Annotated in this window: 22 protein-coding genes; 11 read left to right on the top strand and 11 right to left on the bottom strand. The window is 70.1% G+C overall.

What is annotated here, in order from left to right; genetic code table 11:
• Positions 1 to 28: 28 nt before the first annotated feature.
• The 8 genes from KF796_01195 to hpaR all read right to left on the bottom strand — a co-directional run bounded on the left by KF796_01195 (position 29) and on the right by hpaR (position 6912).
• On the bottom strand, positions 29 to 1021 hold the full coding sequence (locus KF796_01195; protein ID MBX3585229.1) for a tripartite tricarboxylate transporter substrate binding protein: 993 nt from the start codon (positions 1019 to 1021) through the stop codon (positions 29 to 31).
• A gap of 98 nt (positions 1022 to 1119) precedes the next feature.
• Positions 1120 to 1920, bottom strand: a complete 801-nt coding sequence (gene hpaH, locus KF796_01190) for a 2-oxo-hepta-3-ene-1,7-dioic acid hydratase (protein MBX3585228.1) — start codon at positions 1918 to 1920, stop codon at positions 1120 to 1122.
• A 2-nt stretch (positions 1921 to 1922) separates the two neighbouring features.
• On the bottom strand, positions 1923 to 2357 hold the full coding sequence (locus KF796_01185) for a 5-carboxymethyl-2-hydroxymuconate isomerase (protein ID MBX3585227.1): 435 nt from the start codon (positions 2355 to 2357) through the stop codon (positions 1923 to 1925).
• A 13-nt stretch (positions 2358 to 2370) separates the two neighbouring features.
• Entirely contained in the window at positions 2371 to 3297 is a 927-nt protein-coding gene (hpaD, locus tag KF796_01180) for a 3,4-dihydroxyphenylacetate 2,3-dioxygenase (protein MBX3585226.1), read from the bottom strand.
• 345 nt (positions 3298 to 3642) lie between these two features.
• Complete coding sequence (gene hpaE, locus KF796_01175; protein MBX3585225.1) at positions 3643 to 5103, bottom strand: 5-carboxymethyl-2-hydroxymuconate semialdehyde dehydrogenase; 1461 nt, start codon at positions 5101 to 5103, stop codon at positions 3643 to 3645.
• 2 nt (positions 5104 to 5105) lie between these two features.
• Positions 5106 to 5852 carry a fumarylacetoacetate hydrolase family protein gene (locus tag KF796_01170; GenBank protein ID MBX3585224.1) on the bottom strand — a complete coding sequence of 249 codons (747 nt, stop codon included), beginning with the start codon at positions 5850 to 5852 and terminating at the stop codon, positions 5106 to 5108.
• Positions 5849 to 6475: a fumarylacetoacetate hydrolase family protein gene (locus tag KF796_01165; GenBank protein ID MBX3585223.1), complete on the bottom strand. Its 627-nt coding sequence runs from the start codon at positions 6473 to 6475 to the stop codon at positions 5849 to 5851. Before KF796_01165 ends, KF796_01170 begins: the two co-directional genes overlap by 4 nt.
• Before the next feature lie 5 nt (positions 6476 to 6480).
• Positions 6481 to 6912, bottom strand: a complete 432-nt coding sequence (gene hpaR / locus KF796_01160; GenBank protein MBX3585222.1) for a homoprotocatechuate degradation operon regulator HpaR — start codon at positions 6910 to 6912, stop codon at positions 6481 to 6483.
• A gap of 148 nt (positions 6913 to 7060) precedes the next feature.
• Here hpaR and KF796_01155 point away from each other — a divergent pair, with 148 nt between their 5' ends.
• The 7 genes from KF796_01155 (at position 7061) to waaF (ending at position 12341) form a co-directional block, all read left to right on the top strand.
• Positions 7061 to 7756, top strand: a complete 696-nt coding sequence (locus KF796_01155) for a YafY family transcriptional regulator (GenBank protein ID MBX3585221.1) — start codon at positions 7061 to 7063, stop codon at positions 7754 to 7756.
• 92 nt (positions 7757 to 7848) lie between these two features.
• On the top strand, positions 7849 to 8220 hold the full coding sequence (locus KF796_01150; GenBank protein MBX3585220.1) for a VOC family protein: 372 nt from the start codon (positions 7849 to 7851) through the stop codon (positions 8218 to 8220).
• A 10-nt stretch (positions 8221 to 8230) separates the two neighbouring features.
• A complete protein-coding gene (gene radA, locus KF796_01145) occupies positions 8231 to 9607 on the top strand; it encodes a DNA repair protein RadA (GenBank protein MBX3585219.1) in 1377 nt (458 codons plus the stop codon).
• A 29-nt stretch (positions 9608 to 9636) separates the two neighbouring features.
• Complete coding sequence (locus KF796_01140; protein MBX3585218.1) at positions 9637 to 10059, top strand: glycerate kinase; 423 nt, start codon at positions 9637 to 9639, stop codon at positions 10057 to 10059.
• Positions 10060 to 10099: 40 nt separating this feature from the next.
• On the top strand, positions 10100 to 11038 hold the full coding sequence (locus KF796_01135) for a branched-chain amino acid transaminase (protein MBX3585217.1): 939 nt from the start codon (positions 10100 to 10102) through the stop codon (positions 11036 to 11038).
• A 2-nt stretch (positions 11039 to 11040) separates the two neighbouring features.
• Complete coding sequence (locus KF796_01130; GenBank protein ID MBX3585216.1) at positions 11041 to 11262, top strand: zinc-finger domain-containing protein; 222 nt, start codon at positions 11041 to 11043, stop codon at positions 11260 to 11262.
• Between the two features lie 143 nt (positions 11263 to 11405).
• Complete coding sequence (gene waaF, locus KF796_01125) at positions 11406 to 12341, top strand: lipopolysaccharide heptosyltransferase II (protein ID MBX3585215.1); 936 nt, start codon at positions 11406 to 11408, stop codon at positions 12339 to 12341.
• 73 nt (positions 12342 to 12414) lie between these two features.
• On the opposite strand, the gene KF796_01120 is transcribed toward waaF, so the two are convergent.
• Entirely contained in the window at positions 12415 to 13428 is a 1014-nt protein-coding gene (locus KF796_01120; GenBank protein ID MBX3585214.1) for a nitronate monooxygenase, read from the bottom strand.
• A 74-nt stretch (positions 13429 to 13502) separates the two neighbouring features.
• Here KF796_01120 and KF796_01115 point away from each other — a divergent pair, with 74 nt between their 5' ends.
• The gene (locus tag KF796_01115) at positions 13503 to 14345 is read left to right on the top strand and encodes a LysR family transcriptional regulator (GenBank protein ID MBX3585213.1); all 843 of its coding nucleotides are present in this window, start codon (positions 13503 to 13505) and stop codon (positions 14343 to 14345) included.
• Positions 14346 to 14610: 265 nt separating this feature from the next.
• Here KF796_01115 and KF796_01110 read toward each other — a convergent pair whose 3' ends face one another.
• Positions 14611 to 15840, bottom strand: coding sequence for a HAMP domain-containing protein (locus KF796_01110; protein ID MBX3585212.1), 1230 nt, complete (start codon positions 15838 to 15840; stop codon positions 14611 to 14613).
• An 8-nt stretch (positions 15841 to 15848) separates the two neighbouring features.
• On the bottom strand, positions 15849 to 16547 hold the full coding sequence (locus tag KF796_01105) for a response regulator transcription factor (protein MBX3585211.1): 699 nt from the start codon (positions 16545 to 16547) through the stop codon (positions 15849 to 15851).
• 122 nt (positions 16548 to 16669) lie between these two features.
• Between KF796_01105 and KF796_01100 the strand changes: the two genes are divergently transcribed.
• From KF796_01100 to KF796_01090, 3 genes are read left to right on the top strand one after another with little or no spacing between them, the layout of a single operon-like run.
• Complete coding sequence (locus KF796_01100) at positions 16670 to 18181, top strand: AMP-binding protein (GenBank protein MBX3585210.1); 1512 nt, start codon at positions 16670 to 16672, stop codon at positions 18179 to 18181.
• Positions 18178 to 20973 carry an endo alpha-1,4 polygalactosaminidase gene (locus KF796_01095; protein MBX3585209.1) on the top strand — a complete coding sequence of 932 codons (2796 nt, stop codon included), beginning with the start codon at positions 18178 to 18180 and terminating at the stop codon, positions 20971 to 20973. Before KF796_01100 ends, KF796_01095 begins: the two co-directional genes overlap by 4 nt.
• The gene (locus KF796_01090) at positions 20936 to 24688 is read left to right on the top strand and encodes a tetratricopeptide repeat protein (GenBank protein MBX3585208.1); all 3753 of its coding nucleotides are present in this window, start codon (positions 20936 to 20938) and stop codon (positions 24686 to 24688) included. Before KF796_01095 ends, KF796_01090 begins: the two co-directional genes overlap by 38 nt.
• The last annotated feature ends 1 nt before the right edge of the window (position 24689 follow it).

Raw genomic sequence — 24689 nt, 5'->3', positions numbered from 1 at the left:
ATTCTGGATGGATCACGCACATTCTGCGTCAGTCCGCGCTGATACCCTTTTGTCTTATCAGCGGATGCCACAGGGCGGATTCCAGGGCCATGTAGGTGGTCATGAGGGTGGCGTCGCTGGGGTTGACCTCCATGCCAAACTCCACCAGCTTGCGGCGCACCTCGGGCGTTGACACGGCCTTCTGCAACTCCGTTGACAGCCGGTCCACGATCGCCCTGGGTGTGGCCTTCGGCACGACCACGCCCTGCCAGGCATAGACCTCCAGGTCCTTGTAGCCCAGCTCCGCGAAGGTGGGCACATCAGGCAGCACGGGCATTCTGCGGGCGGACACCACGGCCAGCGGCCTTAGCTTGCCGGCCTTGATCATGGGCAGGCCGCCGGCGCTTTCAACAATCATCATCGGCACCTGTCCGCCCGCCACGTCCTGCACGGCGGGCGCCGCGCCGCGGTAGGGCACATGCACGATGAACAGTCCCAGGCGCTGCTTGATCAGTTCCATGGCCAGGTGGTGCGGCGTGCCGATGCCGGGCGAGGCGTAGCTGAACTGGCCAGGCGCCTTCTTCACTTCCTGAATCCACTGCTGGACCGAGGTGATGCCGCTGCCGGGATGGACCGCAAGGATGAGCGGGAAGCGCGCCATCAGGCCCAGCGGGGCAAAGTCGCGCTGGGGGTCGTAGCCCAGTTTCTTGTAGAGGACGGGATTGAAGACCAGCACCGCGTTGTCGCCCGTGAGCAGCGTGTAGCCATCCGCGGGCGAACGCGCGGCCGTCTCGGCGGCAATGCTGGAGGCCGCGCCGGGCTTGTTGTCGATCAGCACGGGCTGGCCCAGTTGCCGGGAGAGTTGCTGCCCCACGGTGCGGGCGAGAAAGTCGGTGCCCCCACCGGCGGGGAAACCCACCAGCCAGCGCAGGGGCTTGTTCGGGAAGTCACCGGGCTGGGCCGATGCGGGGCTGGCCAGCCACAGCGTCAGGGTGACCAGCGAGGTGAAGGCGATGCGCAGGAAAAGAACGAACGATGTCATGGTGTTGTCTCCTTGCCGGGTGTGCAACCCGCATATATTGAATATGTTAAGTAATTGGCCGAGGCACGGGTGGGGGGTGTTTTTCTCCTTTCAGGGGGTCAGGTGAAGCGGAATGCGAACCGGCCCAGCGGGCCGTAGTCGGCGTCGAAGCTGTCCCCGGCCTGGGCGGCAACGGGGCGCGTGAACGAGCCCGCCAGCACCACCTGGCCGGGCTGCAGGCACTCACCCCAGGGGGCGAGCTTCATGGCCAGCCAGGCCACGCCAATGGCGGGGTGGCCCTGCACGCCGGCGGCCAGGCCGGTTTCTTCCACCACGCCGTTCTGGCGCAGGATGGCGCCGCACCAGGGCAGGTCCACCGAGCGCGGCGCGACCTGGCGGCCGCCCAGCACGATGCCGGCGTTGGCCGCGTTGTCGCTGATGGTGTCGAACACCTTGCGCATGACCTTGGTGTGGCGGTCGAACTGCTCGATGCGCGCGTCGATGATCTCGATGGCGGGGGTGACGTACTCGGTGGCGTCCAGCACGTCGTCGATGCTCACGTGGGCGCCCTGCAGCCGGCTCTTGAGCACAAAGGCCAGTTCCACTTCCACGCGCGGCGCGATGAAGCGCGCCGCGGGGATGTCGCCGGGCTCGAAGAACATGTCATCGAGCAGCGTGCCGTAGTCAGGCTCATCGATCTGGCTGGAGATCTGCATGGCGCGCGAGGTCAGGCCGATCTTGTGGCCGCGCACGGTGCGCCCCTCGGCGCGCTTGAGTTTCATCCACTCGCGGGAGATCGCGTAGCCGTCCTCGATGGTCATGGTCGGGTAGCGCCGCGAGAAGTGCTCCACCTGGATGCGGGACTTCTCGCTCTGGTGCAGTTCGGCGGCGAGCCTGGCGATGATTTCGGGGCTGAGCATGGTCAATTCTTGTTGAACAGGGGGTGGAGATTGCTGTGCTTGCCGTCGTAGACCTGGCCGGGGCTTTCGTCCACCTGCACGGTGATGCCGATGAGGTTTTGCGCCATCAATGGGTCGAAATGGGCTGTAGTCCTTGCCAGCAGGGCATCGCCAGCTCTCTTTTTTGTAGCGTCGGAGCGGCCGGCGCCCATCCGCAGGTTCAGGTACACAAAGGCGTAGTTGTCGCCGCGGCCCGCCGCCAGCCCCGCGGCGCCGCCGTCGGCCACCGCGTAGTGGGCCGCCGGGTAGGCCAGCACGCGCGTGCCGCCCGTGGGGAACACCTGCTTGCCCTCGTCGTCGCGCACCGCGAGCATGGTGTCGGCCAACGCACGGCACAGCGCCGTCATGTCGGTGAGGGCATCGACGTTGGGGGTGTAGAGGATGACGAGGTGCGGCATGGCGTCAGCGCGTTCAGAGCCGCTGGTTGACGTTGGTGTAGCCCTGCGCAGACGAGGCCTGCGCGGCGGGAATGGCATTGCCGCCCTGCGGCGTGACCGGGAAGATGGCGTTGATCTGCCCCGTGCCCGAGGCGCCGAAGTAGGGCGTCACGACCTCGGCCTTGCCGTCATAGTCCGACCAGCCCAGCGCGCCCAGCAGCATGGCCGTGTCGTGCATGAAGCCTTCGCCATGGCCCTTGGACGCGTACTCGGGCAGCATGGTGCAGAAGTCCTTCCATTCGGCCTGCTCCCACATGCGCACCACGTCGCGGTCCAGGTGCTCCAGAAACGGGCTCCAGATCCGGAACCCATATTCAGGCGCCAGGCCGTTCTGCGCAAAGCGGTGCGAGAGCGAGCCGCTGGCAAGGATGGCCACGGTGCCGTCGTACTCGTCTTCAATGGCGCGGCGAATGGCCCAGCCCAGGCGTGCGCTGTCGTTGAGGTAATGCGCTTGGCACAGCGCCGACACCGACACCACCTTGTAGTGCTGGTCGGTGTTCATGTAGCGCATGGGCACCAGGGTGCCGTACTCAGGGTTGAGCGTGGTGGCGTCATGGGCCAGTGTTTCCACGCCCCAGGCGTTGCACACCCGGGCCAGCAGCTGGCCCAGGGCCGGGTTGCCCGGAAACTCGAAGCCCATGTTGCTGATGAAGTGCGGCAGCTCGTTGCTGGTGTACAGGCCCTTGAAGTGCGGCGCGCAGTTGATGTGGTAATTGGCGTTGACCAGCCAGTGCGTGTCAAACACCACGATGGTGTCCACGCCGGCTGCGCGGCAGCGCCGGTCAATTTCCAGGTGGCCATCGATGGCGTCCTGCCGCGTGCCCTTGCGCGGACCGTCCAGCTCACTGAGGTACATCGACGGGACATGGGTGATCTTGGCGGCCAGTGCTAGCTTGCCCATGGTTGTGCTCCTGTTGCCTTTGCTTCTGCTTTTGCTTTTGCTCCGCGGGTTGGCGGTGGCGGGTGCCTGCCTCCGCTCATGTCCTCCGCCAACGGCTGCGCCGTTGTCTCCCCCTTTACTTCGCTGCGGCAGGCACCCGCCACCGCCAACCCGCTGCGACGGATGGCGTGTGTGCTGATATTGGCGTGCTGGCCATGTCTCGCAGGAACAGATGGGTGGGGCGCTCTGCGCAGCGAAGTAAAGGAGGAGGATCGGGCGAAGCCCGATCCGGGGGACATGAGCGGAGCAGAGTGCCCTGGCCATCTGTTCCCGCGACCAGGCTGGAGTGAAACAGGGAGCAGCAAACTAAACCCCCCAATGCGGAATGTGATGCGACCCCAAAGACACCGCCACGTTCTTGGGCTCGCAGAACACCTCGTAACTCCAGGTGCCGCCCTCACGCCCCGTGCCGGATGCCTTGGTGCCGCCAAACGGCTGGCGCAAATCGCGCACGTTCTGGCTGTTGACGAAGCACATGCCCGCTTCCACCGCCGCCGCCACACGGTGGGCGCGGCCCAGGTTCTCGGTCCACACATAGCTGGACAGGCCGTACTGGATGTCGTTGGCCAGGCGGATCGCGTCGGCCTCGTCCTTGAACGGGATCAGGCAGGCCACGGGTCCGAAGATTTCCTCCTGGGCAATGCGCATGCGGTTGTCCACATCGGCAAATACGGTGGGCAGCACGTAGTTGCCCTTTTTGACGCGCTCCGGCAGGTCGGGCTGGCCCAGGCCGCCGCACAGCATCGTCGCGCCCTCCTTGGGGCCGAGTTCAATGTAGCTGCGCACCTTGGCCAGGTGGCCCTGGCTGATCATGGGGCCGACGATGGTCTTGTCATCGAGCGGGTCGCCCACGCGGATCTTCTTCGCGCGCGCGGCAAACTTCGCGGCGAAGTCGGCGTAAATGCTTTGCTGCACCAGGATGCGGCTGCCCGCCGTGCAGCGCTCGCCGTTGTTGCTGAAGATCATGAACACGGCGGCGTCGAGCGCGCGGTCCAGGTCGGCATCGTCAAAGATCACGAAGGGGCTCTTGCCGCCCAGCTCCATGCTGAACTTCTTCAGCCCCGCCTGCTGCACGATGCGGTTGCCCGTGGCCGTGGAGCCGGTGAACGAGATGGCGCGCACATCAGGGTGCTTGACCAGGGGCTCGCCCGCGTCCTTGCCATAGCCATGCACCAGGTTCAGCACGCCGGGTGGAATGCCGGCCTCCAGCGCCAGCTCGCCCAGGCGCGCGGCCGTGAGCGGGCTCAGCTCGCTCATCTTGAGCACGGCCGTGTTGCCAAAGGCCAGGCAGGGCGCCACCTTCCAGGTGGCGGTCATGAAGGGCACGTTCCACGGGCTGATCAGCGCACACACGCCCACGGGGTGGAACAGCGTGTAGTTCAGGTGGGTGGGCGTGGGGTAGGTGTGGCCATCGACGCGCGTGCACATCTCGGCGAAGTAATGGAAGTTGTCGGCCGCCCGCGGGATCAGCTGCTTGCCGGTCTGTGCAATCACCTGGCCGCAGTCGTTGGTCTCGGTCTGGGCGATCTCGGGCACATGGGCCGCAATCAGGTCACCCAGTTTGCGGACGATCCTGGCGCGCTCGGCCGCGGGCGTGGCGGCCCATTTGGGGAAGGCGTCCCTGGCGGCGGCCACGGCGGCATGGACCTCGGCCTCGCCGCCCTCGGCCACTTCGGCCAGCACGTCCTGCGTGGCCGGGTTCAAGGTTTCAAAGTAGCGCGGGCCCGGGACGGATTTGCCGTTGATGAGGTGGTTGACTTGTTGCATGGTTACTGGATGGTGTTGATGAGTTCGCCCACGCCTTCGATGGTGGTCACGACCACGTCGCCAGGCCGGCAATCGACCACGCCATCGGGCGTGCCGGTGAGGATCAGGTCGCCGGGCTGCAGCGTCATGAAGCTGCTGAAGTACTCCATGAGAAAGGGCGCGTCAAAAATCATGTCGCGCGTGTTGCCGCTTTGCGTGACCTGGCCATTGACCGTGGTCTGCAGGGCCAGCGCCATGGGGTTGGGCACGTCGGCCGTGTCCACCCGCCAGGGGCCCAGCGGCGTGCAGGTGTCGCGGTTCTTCACGCGCAGGTTGGGCCGGTACCAGTTCTCCAGGTAGTCGCGGATGGCGTAGTCGTTGGCCACGGTGTAGCCGCCGATGAAGTCATACGCATCGTCGCGCTTCACGTGGCGGGCCGTCTTGCCGACCACCAGGGTCAGCTCGCACTCGTAGTGCATGAATGTCACATCGGGCGGGCGGCGCGTGAACTGGCGGTGGCCGGTCAGCGTGCCTTCCCCCTTGATGAACACCAGCGGCTCTTCAGGCGCCTTGAACTCCAGCTCCCTGGCGTGGTCGGCATAGTTCAGGCCCAGCGCGAGGATGGTGCGCGGGCGCGGCGTGGGCGCGAGCGGCGGCAGCCAGGTCACGGCGTCGAAGGTGACGAGCTGGCCGTTGTCCAGCAGCAGCTGCCCGTCGCGCTCGGTGGCGTTGTGCGCCGTGCCCTGGTGGATCACGCGTGCGTGCTTCATGCGGCCTCCGCCGTCAGGGTGTGGGTCATCGTGCCGAATGCCGGCGCGCTGATCTCGATGCGATCGCCCGCGCGGGCCAGCGGCCGGCGGCCCCCGGGCAAGGCGTCGCAGCCCAGCATCAGCACGTCACCGGGGCGCAGCGTCATGAATTCGCCCACGTCGGCCAGCAACTGCGGGGCCGGGCGCACCAGCGTGGAAAAGTCGACCGTCTGCTTCAGCGCGCCGTTGATGCGCACCTGCAGCGAGAAGCCGTCCGGATCGCCGGCCCCGGCCGGCGGCACCAAGCTGGCCCCAATGCCCAGGAAGCCATCAAGGCACTTGAACTTGACCGGCGGGCGGAAGAAGCTGGCATGCGGAACGGACAGGTCGTTCATGAGCACATAGCCCGCCACGGCGCCGGCCTCTCCCATCACCATGGCCACGGTGGCGCCCACCTCCACCTCGGGCACGCGCGCGGGCACGGCAATGGCCGCGCCATCGGCGCTCCAGGTGTTGGCGGGCTTCACGTACAGCACGGGCGCGCGGGGCGGGGCCTTGTAGGGCGCCTCGCTCATGCGTGCCGCCCACTGGGCCACCTCGCCCTGGAAGTTCAGCAGGGTGCCGTACACCGTGCCTTGGGGCATGAAACTCAAGGTTGCTCCAGTTCAATGAGGGCGTCGAGCAGCGCATACAACTCGGCGAGCTTCTGTTTGCCCAGCGACTTTTCCATCCAGGCGTAGTGGGCCTCGATCGTGTGCGAGAGCTTCTCCACCAGCTTCAGGCCCTTGGCCGTGGCCTCCACCACCGTGCGGCGCTGGTCGGCCGGGTCGCGTTCGCGCCGGATCAGCCCGTCGCGTTCCATGCGGGTGAGCACGCCCGTGAGGCTGGGCCCGAGGATGAAGGCCTCGCGCGCCACGCGGCCCGTCTCCACCGTGCCGTGCTCGCCCAGCACGCGCAGCACGCGCCACTGCTGGTCGCTCAGGCCGTGCTCGCGCAGGCCGGGCCGGGTGTGCGCCATGACGGATTCGCGCGCCTGCAGCAGCAGGCGCGGGAGATTGCGGTGGACGAATGGTGTGCTCATGGCTGGATTAATTAATATATTAAATGATCTCGTCCCCAGGTTCAATTGCCCGGGACTGAACTCAGGGTAAATGCGGGGTGGGAGCTCGAGGCGCTGTCTGCACTGCCAGAATGTGGCAGCCACTCCTTCATCCTGCCAGCTGCCCTCCATGTCCCGCGCCGAACGACTGCTCCAGCTCATGCAGGTGTTGCGCCGCTACCGGGTGCCCGTGAGTGGCCAGGTGCTGGCGCGCGAACTGGGCACCAGCCTGCGCACCCTGTACCGCGACATCGCCTCGCTGCAGGCCCAGGGCGCGAGCATCGATGGCGAGCCGGGTGTGGGCTACGTGCTGCGGCCCGGTTTCATGCTGCCGCCGCTGATGTTTTCCACCGAGGAGATCGAGGCGCTGGTGCTGGGCTCGCGCTGGGTGGCCGGGCGCACCGATGCCGCGCTGGCGCAGGCGGCGCGCAACGCCATGGCCAAGATCGCCGCCGTGCTGCCGCCGGACCTGCGCCACGAGCTGGACTCCGCGGCGCTGCTGGTCGGCCCGCCCGACCCCCAGGCGGCCGGCGACCGGGAGCTGGCCGCCATCCGCGGCGCCATCCGCGCGGAGCAGAGGCTGTGCATCGGCTACCGTGACGCGGCCGGGCGCACCACCTCGCGCGTGATCTGGCCGTTTGCACTGGGCTTTTTCGACCGGGTCCGCATGGTGGTGGCCTGGTGCGAACAGCGCGAGGCGTTCCGGCATTTCCGGACCGACCGGATTGCCACGCTTCAGGTGCTCGAGGGCCGCTACCCGCGGCGCCGCCAGGCCCTGCTCAAGGCCTGGCGCCTGGCGGAAGGCATTCAGTCGCCACCCGTTTGATACTGCCACAATTTGGCAGCATGAGGCCTAGGATCAGCGGCATCCGGGGCCATCAGCGCGCTCCGGAACCCACCCAACCCAGGAGCCTTTTCATGTCCCATCCCAATTTCTTCATCCTCTACGTTGACAACCCGCTGGCCAGCGCGCGTTTCTACAGCGCGTTGCTGGGCCAGGAGCCGGTCGAAGCCTCCGCCACCTTTGCCATGTTCGCGCTGGCCTCCGGCGTGATGCTGGGCCTGTGGTCGCGCCACACGGTCGAGCCCCGGGCCGCCGCGCCCGCCGGCAGTGGCGAGGTGGCCATGGCGCTGGACAGCGACGCCGGCGTGGACAGCACCCACGCCGACTGGCTGGCCCGCGGCCTGCCCATCCTGCAGGCGCCGGTGCGGCTGGACTTTGGCTACACCTTCGTCGCGCTGGACCCGGACGGTCACCGCCTGCGGGTGTTCGCGCCGGCCGCCCCCTAAACTCGGCCGCATGGCCAAAGAAAAAACCGTCTACACCTGCACCGAATGCGGTGGCACCGCGCCGCGCTGGATGGGCCAGTGCCCGCATTGCCAGGCCTGGAACACCCTGATCGAATCCGTGGCCGAGAGCGCGGGGCCGGCCCGCAACCGCTTTGCCTCGCTGGCCAAATCAGCGCCCGTGGCGGCGCTGGGCGACATAGAAGCCAGCGAGGTGGACCGCACGCCCACGGCCATCGGCGAGCTGGACCGCGTGCTGGGCGGCGGCATCGTCGAAGGCGGTGTGGTGCTGATCGGCGGCGACCCGGGCATCGGCAAGTCCACGCTGCTGCTGCAGGCGCTGGACGGACTGCAGCGCGCCGGGGTGTCCACGCTGTATGTCACGGGGGAGGAGTCGGGCGCCCAGGTGGCGCTGCGCTCGCGCCGGCTCGGGCTGGACAACAGCCAGGTCAAGGTGCTGGCCGAAACCCAGCTTGAAAAAATCCTGGCCACGCTGGGGGCCAACCAGCCCGCGGTGGCCGTGATCGACTCAATCCAGACGGTTTATTCCGAGCAGCTCACCAGCGCCCCGGGTTCGGTGGCGCAGGTGCGTGAGTGCGCGGCCCACCTCACGCGGTTCGCCAAGTCGGGCGGCACGGCGGTGGTGCTGGTGGGCCATGTCACCAAGGAGGGCACGCTGGCCGGTCCGCGCGTGCTGGAGCACATGGTGGACACGGTGCTGTATTTCGAGGGCGACACCCACAGCAGCTTCCGCCTGGTGCGCGCCATCAAGAACCGGTTTGGCGCCGTCAACGAGATTGGCGTGTTCGCCATGACCGAAAAGGGCCTCAAGGGCGTGAGCAACCCCAGTGCCATCTTCCTGAGCCAGCACAGCGAGCCCGTGCCCGGCAGCTGCGTGCTGGTCACGCTGGAGGGCACGCGCCCGATGCTGGTGGAAATCCAGGCGCTGGTGGACAGCGGTGGCCCCAGCCCGCGCCGCCTTAGCGTGGGCCTGGACCGCGACCGCCTGGCCATGCTGCTGGCCGTGCTGCACCGCCACGCGGGCGTGGCCTGCATGGACCAGGACGTGTTCGTCAACGCCGTGGGCGGGGTGCGCATCAGCGAGCCCGCGGCCGATCTGGCCGTGATGCTGGCCATTACCTCAAGCCTGCGCGGCAAGCCGCTGCCCAAGGGCTTCCTGGCCTTTGGCGAAGTGGGCCTGGCCGGCGAGGTGCGGCCCGCGCCGCGCGGCCAGGAGCGGCTCAAGGAAGCCGCCAAGCTGGGCTTCAGCGTGGCCGTGGTGCCCAAGGCCAACGCCCCCAAAAAGGGCAGCCGCGAATTCGAGGGCCTGACCATCCATGCCGTGGACCGCATCGACGAGGCCATGAACGTGGTGCGCGGGCTGGGCTGAGCCGGGCCGCGCCGTAAGACAATCGGGCCATGAATTTCCAGAAAATTGTTGTGCCCGTGGGCGGGGTGGTGATCGTCGCGGCGGCCTACCAGGCCTATGGCTGGCCGGGCGTGGCGGCCGCGGCCGGCGGCATTGTGATGTGGCTGCTGCTGCACTTCAACCGCATGATGCAGGCCCTCAAGCGCGCGGCCAACCAGCCCGTGGGCCATGTGGGCAGCGCGGTCATGCTCAATGCAAAACTCAAACCCGGGGTGACCCTGCTGCATGTGATCGCCATGACCAGGTCGCTGGGCGAGCTGCGCTCACCCAAGGACGGGCAGCCCGAGGTCTTTCGCTGGACCGACGGCACGCAGTCGCATGTGACCTGCGAATTCGCTGACGGCAAGCTGATGAAATGGGAACTGGTGCGGCCCCCGGCCGACGACGCGGCAGCCGGACCGCCGGCCCCGTAAAATTGCAGGTTTTGCGAACCCAGACCCCCAAAGGACACTCATGAGCCCCGTAGCCCCCTCGATGGCCGACCGTGACGGCAAGATCTGGATGGACGGCCAGATGGTTGACTGGCGCGATGCCAAGATCCACGTGCTGACCCACACCCTGCACTACGGCTGCGGCGCGTTCGAAGGCGTGCGGGCCTACAACACCGCCGGCGGCACCGCGATCTTCCGGCTCGAGGAACACACCGAGCGCCTGTTCAACAGCGCCAAGATCCTGCGCATGAAGATCCCGTTCACGAAGGAAGAAGTGAACGAGGCGCAAAAGGCCGTGGTGCGCGAGAACAAGCTGGAAAGCTGCTACCTGCGCCCGCTGACCTGGATCGGCTCGCAAAAGCTGGGCGTCAGCCCCAAGGGCAACACCATCCACCTGATGGTCGCGGCCTGGGCCTGGGGCGCTTACCTGGGCGAAGAGGGCCTGAAGCGCGGCATCCGCGTCAAGACCAGCAGCTACACGCGCCACCACGTCAACATCACCATGACGCAGGCCAAGGCGGTGAGCAACTACACCAACTCCATCCTCGCCAACATGGAAGCGCTGGACGACGGCTACGACGAAGCCCTGCTGCTGGACAGCTCGGGCTTTGTGAGCGAGGGCGCGGGCGAGAACATCTTTGTCATCAAGAACGGCGTGATCTACACGCCAGACCTGTCGGCCGGCGCGCTCAACGGCATCACCCGCAACACCGTGTTCCACATCGCCAGGGACCTGGGCCTGGAGATCGTGCAAAAGCGCATCACGCGCGACGAGGTCTACATCTGCGACGAGGCCTTCTTCACGGGCACGGCCGCCGAAGTGACGCCCATCCGCGAACTCGACCGCATCGAACTGGGCGCCGGCTCGCGCGGCCCCATCACCGAGAAAATCCAGAGCGCGTTCTTCGACATCGTCAATGGCCGCAACCCCAAGTACGCCCACTGGCTGGCGAAAGTCTGATCATGAGCACAAGCAAACCCGCGGTGGCCGCCGTTGAATTGCTGGCCAAGGACCTGAACCCCCAGGGCGGTGTGTTCTGTCCCAGCCCCAAGGCCGACATGAAGGTCTGGAACACCCACCCCAAGGTCTACCTCGACGTGGCCCGCACCGGCAGCGCCAAGTGCCCCTACTGCGGCACGGTGTACGCACTCAAGGCCGGTGAGCACTTCGGCGCCGGGCATTAGGCGTGCCTGACACCCCAGGCCAGGCCGCCGCGGAACCGGCTTTGCCGGGCCGCCAGCGGCGCCCCCCTGGGGGGGAGGCGGCCGAAGGCCGCTTCGGGGGGGAGTCGTTGGTCATCGCGCCCCAATGGATCGGGGACGCGGTGATGACCGAGCCGCTGATGCGGCGCCTGCAGGCGCGTGGCGAGCGGCTCACGGTGGGCGCGCTGCCCTGGGTGGCGCCGGTGTACCGGGCCATGCCGCAGGTGGCCGAGGTCATTGAATTCCCGTTCCAGCACGGCGGCCTGCAGTTCAAGGCCCGGCGCGCGATGGCGCGCCAGATCGAGGGCCGGTTTGGCACCGCCTACGTGCTGCCCAATTCCCTGAAAAGCGCGCTGCTGCCACTGCTGGCCGGCATTCCCCGCCGCGTGGGCTACATGGGCGAAACCCGCGTGGGTCTGCTCACCCATCGCCTCAGGAACCCCAAGAACAAGCCGCCCATGGTGGCTTTTTATTCCGCGCTCAGTGGCGAGGCCGGCATCGACACCGACCGCCCCGCGCTCCAGCTGCCCGACGCCGATGTGGCCACCACGCTGCAGGCCCTGGGCCTGCAACGCGGCGGCTATGCGGTGTTTGCCCCGGGCGCCGAGTTTGGTCCGGCCAAGCGCTGGCCCGCGGCCCATTTCGCGGCCGTGGCGCGCGGGCTCGGCGTTCCGGTGCTGCTGCTGGGCTCGGGCAAGGAGGCGGCGCTGTGCGACGAGATCGCCGCCGCCGCGCCCGGGCACTGCACCAACCTGGCCGGCAAGACCACGCTGATGCAGGCCCTGGCTGCCATCGCCGGGGCCCGGCATGTGGTGAGCAACGACTCGGGCCTGATGCATGTGGCGGCGGCGTTCGGTGTGGCGCAGGTGGCGGTGTTTGGCTCGTCCAGCCCCTTGCACACGCCGCCGCTCAACGACCGCGCCGCCGTGCTGTGGCTCAAGAACGATGCGGCCTACCAGCCGCCGCTGGACTGCGCGCCGTGCTTCGAGCGCGAGTGCCCGCTGGGCCACACGCGCTGCCTGAACGACATCACGCCCGCCATCGTGCTATCAAAGTTGTAGCTGTCCGTGGCCGCCAGGCATGGACTACAGCCCTGAATGGCTTGTCAATCCCGCGGCGGCCGCCTGATCAGGGTTACAGAGAGGTCCGGGCCAGCACCTTGCGTGCCTGTTCAGTCATTCGTGCAATCACCTCGGCCGCGGGCGGCAGGTCGCCGATCAGCCCCGCGGCCTCGCCTACGGTGGCGTGGGCGCGGTCAAAGTCACCGGCCTTCACCCCCGCGTCGTAGTCGGCGCGGGCCGCCTCGGGCGCGGCCCGCAGTTCGCCAATGCGCGATTCCCACTCGCGGTGCAGGCGGTTGCGGATGGCGCGGAAGTCATAGGGCGCGGGCCAGTTCTTGCGCCGCAGCACATCAAACACCGCGCTGCGCGCCGTGCCGTCGCCACTGATGGCCACGGCCTGGGCCTTGGCGCCCGCGGGGGCCAGGCTCTCCTGGGTGGCCCACAGGCGCGACCCCACCAGCGCGCCATCGGCGCCCAGCACGCGCGCGGCCGCCAGCGTGCGGCCATCGGCAACACCGCCGGCCGCCAGCAGCAGCGTCTCGGGCGCCTGGCGGGCCAGCCAGTCGGCCAGCTCGGGCACCAGCGTCATGGTGGCGCGGCCATTGAGCCCATCCATGCCGTGGCCGCCGGCCTCGCCGCCCTGCGCCACGATCACGTCGGCCCCGGCCTCCACCGCCTGCGCAACCTGGTCCAGCCGCTGGATCTGGCAGATCAGTGCGCTGCCCGCCGCCGCAATGCGCGCCGCATAGGGGCGCGGGTCGCCAAACGACAGCATGACGGCGCGCGGGCGGTGCTGTAGCACCCAGTCCAGCGCCGAGGCGTCCTCGTCCAGCTTCCAGGTGATGAAGCCGCAGCCGATGCGCCCGGTTGCGGCCGCGCGCAGGGCCAGGGTGTATTCGCGCTCGGTCCAGGCCAGGTCGCCATAGCCACCGCCCACCAGGCCCAGCGCGCCCGCTTCGGCGCAGGCCGCGGCCAGGGCCCCGCCGCTGGCCAGCGCCATCGGGGCCAGCGCGACCGGTGTGCTGAGCTGGTAACGCGCGCAGAAGCGCGATGGGGGGGCGGCCGGGTTGTGGGTGGAAGTGTTCATGCCGCCATTGTGGTGGGCCCGCGTCGCTGCGTCCAACGAATAAAAGTGGCACCATCCATCGAAATCAACGATGGATGAATCCCATGGACGTGACCGATCTGCAGACTTTCCGTGCCGTGGTCGCCTGCGGCGGCGTCGGCGCCGCCGCGCGCCAGCTGCACCGCGTGCAGAGCAGCATCTCGGCGCGCCTGGCCGGGCTGGAGCGCAGCCTGGGCTGCCGGCTGTTCGAGCGCCAGGGCAAGCGGCTGGTGCTCACGCCCGAGGGGCGCCACCTGCACGAGCGCAGCGCGGGCATCGTCGACCAGATCGAGCGGCTGCGGCACGAGCTGTCGCCGGGGTCGGCCGGCGCGGTGCTGCGCATCGGCGCCATGGAAAGCACGGCCGCCGTGCGGCTGGCGCAACCGCTGGTCGAGTTGCGTCGCGCCTGCCCGCAGCTGCAGCTCACGCTGAAGACCGGCACCACCGGCGCCCTGCTCGACGCGCTGGCCCGCTGCGAGCTGGACGCGGTCTTTGTGGCCGGGCCGTCCGGGCGCGCCGGACTCGTGTGGCAGGCGGTGTTTGTCGAGGAGCTGGTGATGATCACGCCGCGCCAGGCGGCGCCGGTGGACACCCTGGTCACCTTCAGCACGGGCTGCGCCTACCGCGAGGTGGCGCTGGCCTGGAGCCGCGCGCAGGCGCGGCCCATGCCCCAGACGGTGGAGATCGGCTCCTACCACGCGCTGGTGGCCTCGGTGGCGGCCGGCATGGGCTGTGGCGTGGTGCCGCGTTCGGTGCTGCAGCGCTGCGACACGGCGGGCGTCCGCGTGCGCCGGCTGGGGCGGCCCCATGACCGCCAGACCACCTGGCTCGTGACGCGGGAGCAGAGCCAGTCGGAAGCGCTTGAGGCGCTGAGGCGGGCCATCGGCGCGAGAGCGTGATGCGCAGGGACAAAAAAAACAGCCACCTTGCGGTGGCTGTGAAAAGTCCTTGGAAGGACGTCGTTGGGAGACTTAAAAACCGATCAGGCGGGTTGTTGTTCTTGCCTTGAATGTCTGTGACAGCAGATGAATCAACTTTAGAGGCTGTCCCGGTTTGGCGCATCCTCCAATTGGGGGAGGAAACCGCGCGTTGGCGTGCGCTTGACCTGCATATTCGTGAATTTTTCCGTGCGTGGCGAGCGTTCCGGAACTCTTTTACACGCCATTACATCTGGTTGCAGGGCAAGGTCACCACAAAGCTGGCGCCGCCGCCCGGGGTGTCCTCGCAGCGCACCGTGCCGCCGTGGCGCTGCGTGATCGACTTGACCAGCGCCAGGCCCAGGCCCACGCCGCCTTCGCGTTCGCTGGCGCCGGGCAGGCGGTAGAAGGGCTCGAAGATGCGTTCGCGCTCACTCTCGGGCACGCCGGGGCCGTGGTCGCTCACGCGCAGCACCGCCTGGTGGCCTTCGCGGGTCACGCTCAGGTGGACTTCACCGCCGCTGTAGCGGCGCGCGTTCTCCAGCAGGTTGCGGATCAGCCGGCGCAGCAGGCGGGGCACGCCCTCGATGGTGATCTCGGGCAGGCCTTCGGCCACGTCAAGCTCCACGTCGGCGCGCGCGCCTTCTTCGGCCGCCAGGCCGGTCAGGTCCACGCTCTCGATGGTGCCCAGCTCGGTCTCGCGCGCGTCAAGCCGGCTTGCGAGCAGGATCTCGTCGATCAGCTGGTCCAGCTCGGCCACATTGCGCGAGATCTCGGCGCGAAAGGCCGAAGGCGGCTTGGCCGCCGGCGTCGCGCCGTCCGCCGGCCCGGGCCCTGACTCGCCCATCAGTTCCAGCCCCATGCGGATGCGCGCCAGCGGCGAACGCAGCTCGTGCGAGGCATTGGCCAGCAGCGACTTGTGGGTCTTCACCAGCGTTTCCACGCGCTCGGCCGCCTGGTTGAAGCGCCGCGCCAGCGCAGCCACCTCGTCCTTGCCGGACTCGTCCACGCGCGTGGACAGGTCGCCCGCGCCCCAGCGCTCGACCCCGCCGCGCAGCCGTTCGAGCCGCTGCGTGAGGCGCCGCACCACGGGCCAGATGCCGATCGCCACCGCCAGCGCCGCGATGCCCATGACCCAGAGCAGGCCGCTCGGCCCGCCAAACCAGGGCCGGGGCGGCGGTGGTTCGCCGGGCCGGCGCGGACGCGGCGGGATGTGCACAAACATCACGCGGCCGTCGGCCATGGGCACCTGGAACTCGATGCCGCGGCCCGGGATGCGCAGCGGCGGCGCATTGGCCTCGCCCAGCACCTGGCCGTTCTCGTCGCGCAGGAAGATCTGGCGCGCGGTGGGCGGATCGGCATTGATGCTCCACAGCCAGCCCAGCACCAGGGTCAGCACCACCACGGCCGCCACCACGGCCAGCCAGATGCGCAGGTACAGCGGAATGCCCAGCGGGCGCCAGCGGAGCAGGGCCATCAGCGTGTCTAGTCCTGCTGCTTGGCGAAGACGTAGCCGACGCCGCGCACCGTCACGATGCGTTTGGGGTTCTTGGGGTCGGCCTCGATGGCGGCGCGGATGCGGCCCATGTGCACGTCGATCGAGCGGTCGAAGGCCTCGAGCTCGCGGCCGCGCACGGCCTCCATGATCTGGTCGCGCGTGAGCACGCGGCCCGCGCGCTCGGCCAGCGTGATCAGCAGGTCGAACTGGTAGGAGGTGAGGTCGCAGGCCTGGCCCGCCACGGTCACGGTGCGCGCGTCGCGGTCAATTTCCAGCGTGCCAAAGCGCAGCAGCTTGGCGGCCGGCGCCGCGCCCTCGCCACGGCGGCGCAGGATGGCGCGCACCCGCGCCAGCAGCTCGCGCGGCTCGAAGGGTTTGGGCAGGTAGTCGTCGGCGCCCAGTTCGAGCCCCACAATGCGGTCCATGGGGTCGCCCTTGGCGGTGAGCATGAGCACCGGCACCTTGGCCATCTCGCTGGGCATGGCGCGCACGCGGCGGCAGACCTCCAGGCCGTCCATGTCGGGCAGCATCAGGTCCAGGATCAGCAGATCGGTGGGGGCGCCCGCGGTGGGCTCCTGCAGGCGGTCCAGCCCGGTGCGCGCGTCGGCCGCATGGACGAAACCAAAGCCGGACTGGCCCAGGTACTCGCCCACCATTTGCGCGAGCCGCGTGTCGTCCTCGATCATCAGAATGTTTTGCATGGGGGAATGGTAATGACTCAGCCGCGTTTCAGGGGTGTTTGCCGGATATTGGGCGCGTGGCCCCCCGGGCCCGTTGAAGCGACGGTAAAGTTAGGTAAATGCCCGTGATGCCTCCCCTCCCGAAGACCGTGCCCCTGCGCCTCGCGGACCTCGCGGCCCGGCACGCGCAGACCCGTCCCGACGCGCCGGCCCTGTGCTTTGAGGGCCAGACGCTGAGCTATGCCGCGCTGCACCAGCGCAGCCTCGACGCGGCGCGCTGGCTCTGGCAGGCGCAGGGCGTGCGCGCGGGAGACCGCGTGGCCTGGCTGGGCCTGAACCACGCCGACCAGATCACCCTGCTGCTGGCGCTGGCGCGCATCGGCGCGCTGCTGGTGCCGCTGAACTTCCGCCTGGCCGCGCCCGAGTGGGACGCGGTGCTGGCCGACTGCACGCCGAGCCTGCTGATCCATGACGCCACATGGAAAGAGGCGGCGCAGGCGCTGGCGCAACGCCACGGCATCGCCGCGCAGGCGGTGCAATCGATTGGGGCTGACAGTGCGGCGCCTGACGACCTGCCCGTGGCCGACGCCGCTGATGCCACGGATCTGCCGGTGCTGCTGGTCTACACCTCGGGCACCACGGGCACGCCCAAGGGCGCCGTCCACACCCAGGCCAACCTGCTGGCCAACATGGCGGCGGCGCAGCAGGTGCAGGGCCTCACGGCGGCCGACACCGTGCTCACCGTGCTGCCCTTGTTCCATGTGGGCGGGCTGTGCATCCAGACCCTGCCGGCGCTGGGCGCCGGGGCCCGCGTGCTGCTGCATGCGCGCTTTGACCCGGCCGCCACGCTGGCGGCCATTGCCGAGCATCGCCCCAGCCTCACGGTGCTGGTGCCGGCCGTGATGAAGGCGCTGATCGACCACCCGGCCTGGGCCACCACGCCGCTGGACTGCCTGCGCGCGGTCTGGGCCGGCTCCAGCACCTTGCCGCCGCCGCTGGTGGATGCCTTTCACGCACGCGGCGTGCCGGTGTGCAACGTCTATGGCGCGACCGAAACCGGGCCGTTCTCGGTGGCGCTCGGGCCGCAGCATGCCTTCACGCACGCGGGCGCCTGCGGCTGGCCCGCGCCGGGTGTCGAGGTGCGGCTGGGCGGCGTGGCGGCTGCCGCGCCGGGCGGTGCGGCCGATGGCGTGGGCGAGCTCTGGCTGCGCGGGCCCGCCATCGTGCGCCGCTACTGGCCCGATCAGGCGGCTGTCGATGACCAGGGCTGGTTCCACAGCGGCGACCTGGGCCAGCAGGCCGGTGACGGCAGCTGGCGCGTGGTGGGCCGGGCCAAGGACATGATCATCTCGGGTGGCGAGAACATCTACCCGGCCGAGATCGAGAACGTGTTGCTGACCCACCCCGACGTGGCCGAGTGCGCCGTGCTGGGCGTGGCCGATGCGCGCTGGGGCGAGGCCGTGGTGGCCGCCGTGGTGCCGCGCCCCGGTCGCCAGGCCGAGGCCGGCGCGCTGCACGACTTCCTGCAGGCGCGCGTGGCCCGCTACAAGCTGCCGCGCCGCTATGTGTCGCTGCCGGCCCTGCCCAAGACCGCGCTGGGCAAGGTGCAGAAGTTGCTGCTGCTGAAGGCCCTGCCGTGAGCACCGGGCGCCTGCGCCGGTGGCTGGCCGGTTTTGCTCTGTTTTTGATAGCTGCCGGTGCCCAACCAGCGTGGGCTACACCCACATTTGCCTTCTATTACGGGGCCGACATCCCGTGGGAGACGCTGGGCGCCTATGACGTGGCCGTGGTCGAGCCCGACCATGTGGGCCCCGCGGGCTGGGGGCACCGGCTCAACCCCGACACCACGGTGGCGGCCTACCTCTCGGTGGGCGAGGTGCATCCCACGCGGCCGTATTTCGCGCGCATGGCGCCACAGTGGAAGCTGGGCGAAAACACCGCCTGGGGCGCCATCGTGGCCGACCAGTCGGCGCCCGAGTGGCGCGCGTTCTACCTGGCGCAGGTGGTGCGGCCGCTGTGGGAGCGCGGCTTTCGCGCCTTCTTTCTGGACACGCTCGACTCGTTCCAGCTCATGGCCAGGACGCCCGAGGCCCAGGCGCGCCAGGTGGCCGGGCTGGTGGCGCTGGTGCAGGACATCAAGCGCAGCTACCCCGAGGCCCGGCTGATCTTCAACCGCGGCTTCGAGATCCTGCCGCAGGTGCACTCGCTGGCCTGGGCGGTGGCGGCCGAGTCGCTGTTCCAGGGCTGGGACGCGGGCCAGCAGGTCTACCGCGCCGTGCCCCCGGCCGACCGCGACTGGCTGCTCGCACAGCTGCGCCGCTGCCGCGACGACTACCACCTGCCCGTGATCGCGATCGACTACGTGCCGCCCGGCGAGCGCGCGCTGGCGCGCGAGACCGCGCAGCAGATCAAGGCGCTGGGCATCGTGCCCTGGGTCGCCAACCCGGCGCTGGACCTGCTGGGCGTGGGCCAGGTCGAGGCGCTGCCGCGCCAGGTGCTGGCCATCCACGACGAGCCCGGCAACCTCGCGCAGCTGGCCAGCCACGAAATCCACCGCGTGGGCACGCTGCCGCTCAACTACCTGGGCCTGAACGTGCGCTACGTGTATTACGGCTCACCCGAACTCGAGCAGCTGTCGCGCCTGCCGCTGGCCGGGCGCTTTGCCGGCGTGGTGACCTGGTTCAACCGCGGCCCGTTCCAGGAAACCGCGCCGCTCATGAAGCTGCTCAACACCGCGCGCACCCAGGGCGTGCCCGTGGCCATGGTGGGCGAGCTGCCCGGCGACGCCGCCATGGACGCGTTCGGCCGCGACGTGGGCGACACGGTGCGCCAGACCCGTCCGCTGGTGCTGCAAAAGCTGTCGCCGCATGTGGGCTTCGAGATCCAGCCCGTGCCCAATGTGCGCAACTTCACGCCCTCGGCGCTGCGCCCGGGCCAGGGCGATGTCTGGCTGCGCGTGCACAGCGAATCCGATGGCGACGCCGACGTGATCGCCATCACGCCCTGGGGTGGCTTTGCGGCCGACCGCTACTGGAAGGTCGATCTGCCGCAGGACAACGGCGAGCGCTGGGTGGTGGACCCGATCGCGTTCTTCCGCGCCGCGCTCAAGCGCCCGGGCGACCTGCCCGTGCCCGACGTCACCACCGAAACCGGCCGCCGCCTGCTGATGGTCCATGTGGACGGCGACGGCTTTCCCAGCCGCGCCGAGCTGCCCGGCACGCCGCTGGCTGGCGAGGTGCTGCTCAAGGAGTTTCTGGAGCGCTACCGCTGGCCCAGCACCGTGTCCATCATCGAGGGCGAGGTCTCGCCCAGGGGCCTGTACCCCGCGCTGTCGCCGCTCATGGAAAAGACCGCGCGCCAGATCTTTGCGCTGCCGCATGTGGAGATGGCCAGCCACACGTACAGCCACCCGTTCTACTGGGCCGACGCCGAGCTGGGCATCCAGCGGCCCGACCGCGTCATGGGCCTGGCGCTGCCCGGCTACCGCTACAACGCGGCGCGCGAGATCAGTGGCGCGCGCGACTACATCGACAGCCTGGCACCGCCGGGCAAGAAGACCCGCGTGGTGCTGTGGAGCGGCGACACCCAGCCGCTGGCCACGCCGGTGCGCCTGGCCTACGAGGCCGGCCTGCTCAACATGAACAGCGGCAACACCTGGATCACGCGGGCCGAGCCCTCGCTCACGCTGGTCGGGCCCATCGGCATGATGAAGGGCGACTGGTTCCAGGTCTATGCGCCCATGCAGAACGAGAACGTCTACACCAACCTGTGGCGCGGCCCGTTCTACGGCTTTGAGCGCGTGCTCGAGACCATCGACATGACCGAGTCGCCGCTGCGCCTCAAGCCGGTGGACATCTACTACCACCTGTACATCGCCACCAAGCGCGCCAGCATCGCCTCGCTGCACAAGGTCTATGGCTGGGCCGAGGCCCAGCTGCAGCAGCAGCGCCTGCACCCCGTGTATGCCAGCGAGTACATCGAACGCGTGCTCGACTGGCGCCGCGCCACCGTGGCCCGCACCGACGCGGGCCTGGAGCTGCGCGGTGGCCGCTTCCTGCGCGAATGGCGGGTCGAGGCCGGCACGCCGCTGCCGGCCGCCAGTGCCGCCAGCGGCATCGCGGGCCACATCCGCCACGCCACCGTGGACTACCTGCACGCTAGCAAATCCATAGCAAGCTATGGCCGCCCCTCCAGGACTCCAGGCACTTTTTACCTTGAATCGGCAAATGCCAGGCTGACCGGCTGGGAGCAGCAGGGCGATCTGCAGACGCTGCGCTTCGACGGGCACCTGCCGCTGCAGGCCCGCTTTGTGGCGCCCGGCTGCACGCTGCAGGCCAGCCCGGGCCAGCGCGCCACGCGCCAGGGTGACCAGCTTGATGTGGAGGCGTCCCGCGTTGGAACGACCGTCGTCCTACTCCGTTGCCCCGGGTGACGCAAGCCGCAGCCGCGTCCTGTCATGGGGCGCGCTGCTGGGCATGGTGGCGCTGGCGGTCGGCGGCCTCGCGCTGGTGTTTCCGCGCGCCGACCTGCTGACCCTGCTGCGCGGCGAGACCGACCAGGGCAACCGCGAGCTCACGGTGGCCTACCTGCGCAACATCATCCGCACCGAGCCCCAGGACCTGGGCCTGCGCCTGCTGCTGGCCGAAAAGCTGCTGGCCGCAGGCGACCTGCTCGGCGCGCGCCAGGTGCTCAACGACGCGCAGGCGCTGGGCCGCGGCAGTGCCGTGGCCCAAGGCGCCTGGGACGCGGCCGACCTGGCCTGGTGGCAGGCCCGCCTGCGCCAGGCCCAGACCCGCGACCGCGACGAGGAAACCCGCGAGGCGGCGGCCGAGCTGGTCAAGCGCCTGCGCGGCCGCGTGGCTGGCGTGGCCACGCCGGCCCAGGTGTTCGCGGCCCAGCAAACCGCGCAGGCGCTGCAGGCCGCGCTGGGCGAAGGCGGCGGGCCCGCGCTGGAAGAAGCCCGCGCCATCGAGCGCGACCTGCTGCGCCGCCTGCTGGCCCTGCCGTCGGCCGGCCTGGCGGACCTGGCACGCGGCGCCACGCTGGCGCTGGCCAATGGCCAGTTCGAGCTGTCCAGCGAGCTGTATTTCGCGGCGCGCCGCAAGACCGCGCAGCGCGATGCGCGCGACCTGTTGCTGCAAAAAGGCGTGCGGGCGCTGCTGGCCGCGGGCCAGCCGCTGGCGGCCTGGCAGGCCGCCGTGCGCGAGGCGCTGCCCCTGCCCGCGGGCGACCCGCTGTACTGGTGGCTGGCCGAGCTGGCGCTGGGCGCGGCCCAGCCGCGCGAAGCGGCGGCGCACCTGCGCCAGGTGGTGCCGCCCCAGGCCAGCGCGGCCGAACTGGCCCGCGGGCTCACGCCGGCCCAGCGCCAGACGGCCTGGGACACCTTTGCCGCCGCGGGCGACCTCAAGGCCGCGCTGCGCGTGGCCGACGCGGCCCTGGTGTCCGAGCCGCAAAGCGTGAGCTGGCTGGAGCGCAAGGCCCAGGTGGCGGAGTGGGCGGGCCTGGCGCCGCAGGCCCTGGCGGCCTGGCTCGAGCTGCTCAAGCGCGGCGCCAGCGAGCGCGCCCTGGCCAATGTGTTTCGCCTCAGCCCCATGCTGTATGACGACGACGCGCTGCTCGCGGCCTGGCTGGCCCTGAAGCGCCAGCGCCGTCTGAGCCTGGCCGAGGTGGCGCAGGTGGTGCAGGCCTATGAACGGCTGGGCTCGGTGGACGGGGCGCTCAACTTCGTGCGCCAGCTGCCGGCCGGCCAGCCTGATGCCGACGCCGCCACGCGCAGCGCCTGGCACAGCCTGGAAGCGCAGCTGCTGGAGCGCGCGGGCCGCCCGGCCGAGGCCATTGCGGTGCTGGAGCGCCTGCGCCCCGACGGCCTGACCCGTGACGACGCCATGCGCCTGGCCCAGCTGCACCTGCGCCAGGGCCAGATGCCGCTGGCCCTGCGGGCCCTGCGCGCGGCCCGCTTGCCCGCCGGCGCTTTTGACGGAACCTACTGGGACCTCGTGGCCGACACCGCCTACGAGACCGGCGAGCGCGCCGTGGCGCTCGATGCGCTGGACCGGCTGATCGCCTCGGGCCAGCCCGCGCCCTACCAGGCCGAGCGCGCGATCCGGCTGCGGCTGGACGACGACCGCGACGCCGAAGCGCTCGCGCTGGCCGCACAGCTGTACCGCCGCTTCCCGGTGGACCCCATCGTCTACGCCTGGCTCGACGCCATTGCCGGGCAGCCGCGGCCGGTGGGCCTGCCGGCGCTGCTGGCCGCGCTGACACCCGAGCACCGGCAGAAGCTGGAGCGCTCGCCGGTGTTCCTGGAGCGCCGCGCCGGCCTGTATGCCCGGCTGGGCGAGGTGGCCCTGGCCCGGCGCGACTACGAGCAGGGCCTGCGGCTGCGGCCCGGCCATGCCCCCACGCGCGTGGCCTACTGGTGGCTGCTGATCGACCAGCAGGACACTGCCGCTTTGCGCGCCGAGCTGGCCCGCGTGGGCCCGCGCGTGCGCACCGACCTGGCCTTCAGCGAGGTGCTGGCGGCCACCTGGCAGCTGCTGGACGAACCCCGCCTGGCGCTGGCGCTGCTGCAGCCCGCGGCGCGCGCCCATGCCGAAGACTTTCTCTGGCTCATGAACTATGCCGACGTGCTGGAGCGCGCGGGCCGCGAGGCGCCGGCCCTGCGCGTGCGCCGCCACGCCTGGCTGCTGGCCCAGCGCGCCGCCCGGCGCCCGGCCGATCGCGAGCAGGGCCGCCAGGCCTTGATGGCCCAGCTGCGCCTGGCGCCGGGCCTGGCGGGCGGGCCGCAGAAAGAGCGCCTGTGGCGCCAGCTGGGCGCGCTGCTGGCCGACGCGGGTGACGACGCCGCGGCTCGCCGCCAGGCCAGCGAATTGGTGGGCGCCTGGCTGCTGTCCGAGGGCCGCTTTGACGCCGCGCAGCGCTGGCTGTGGCAGCAGCAGGCGCAGCGCATGGCCGTGCCGGCCTACCAGACGCTGGCGCTGGCCATCTCGCAGGAAGACCCGCAGGCCATGGCGCGCCTGCTGGACCGTGCCGAGGGGCAGGGCGCCGATCGCATCGACCCGCAAGACCGGCTCACCGCGCTGCGCCTGCTGCAGCGCCGCGGCGAAGCCGCCGCGCTGGGCACCGCGCAGGCCCAGCGCCGGCCCGAGGGCCCGAACGACGAGGCCCAGCAGGCGCTGCAGGACGACCTGCTGGCCGGTGCCAGCCGGGCCAGCGTGCAGCTGCGCACGCGCCGCGCCGGCGCCCTGGCGCGCCAGGAGGTGCAGGTGGACAGCTCGGTGGTGCTGATGCCGCAACTGCGCCTGACGGTGGCGCTCACGCAGGCGCGCGACCGCAGCCGCGATGCGGCGCAGATGGCCACCACGCCGTCGCACGACCGGGAACTGCGTGCCGGCATCGAGACCCCCACGCCCTGGGGCGACCTCAAGGCCCAGTGGCTGGTGCGCGACTCGCTGGCCACGGTGCAGGGCCTGTTCCTGCAACTGAGCTCGCGGCTGAACCCGCGCACGCTGCTGCAGCTGGAGGCTGCGCGCAACGAGCGCTCGGACGAGAGCAGCGCCATGGCCGTGGCCGGCGCGCGCGACCGCGTGGCCGCCAGCCTCAACCTGCGGCTGAACGAGCGGCTGGACGCCCAGGCCAGCCTGGCCGCGAGCCGCTTTCGCACCCAGACCGGCGCCGGCCTGGGCCGCTCGGTGGACGCGGCCCTGACCGGCAACTGGGTCTGGCGCCGCGACTACCCCGACGTGCGGCTGCAACTGCAGTTGCGCCGCAGCGTGGTGCGCGTGGACGGCCAGCCCGACGCGCCCACCGCCGTGCTGGTGCCCGGCGGTGGCGTGCCCGGCACCGGCCTGTTCCTCGGGCCCTCGTCCACCGCGCTGTCGGCCAGCCTGGGGCTGGGGCTGGCGCAAGCCGACCCCTCGGTCTACAGCCGGGCCTGGCGGCCCTGGGGCGAAATCGGCTTCGAGACGCGGCGTTCGCCGACTGGGCAGCAGACGCAGGGGTTGCTACGATTGGGCGCCAAGGGTTCGGTGGCCGGGCGTGACCAGCTCAGCGTGAACCTGGACATCCGGCCCGGCACGGGCGGCCTGTCGGGTGGCGACGGCGTGCGGGAGCTGCGCCTGCAGTACGAAACTTTTTTTGACCGGTGAC

The organism is Ramlibacter sp. (assembly GCA_019635435.1).
GTDB lineage: Bacteria > Pseudomonadota > Gammaproteobacteria > Burkholderiales > Burkholderiaceae_C > JAHBZM01.
Note: the sequence above shows the minus strand (reverse complement) of the source record. Positions and strands in the feature narration are given on the sequence as shown.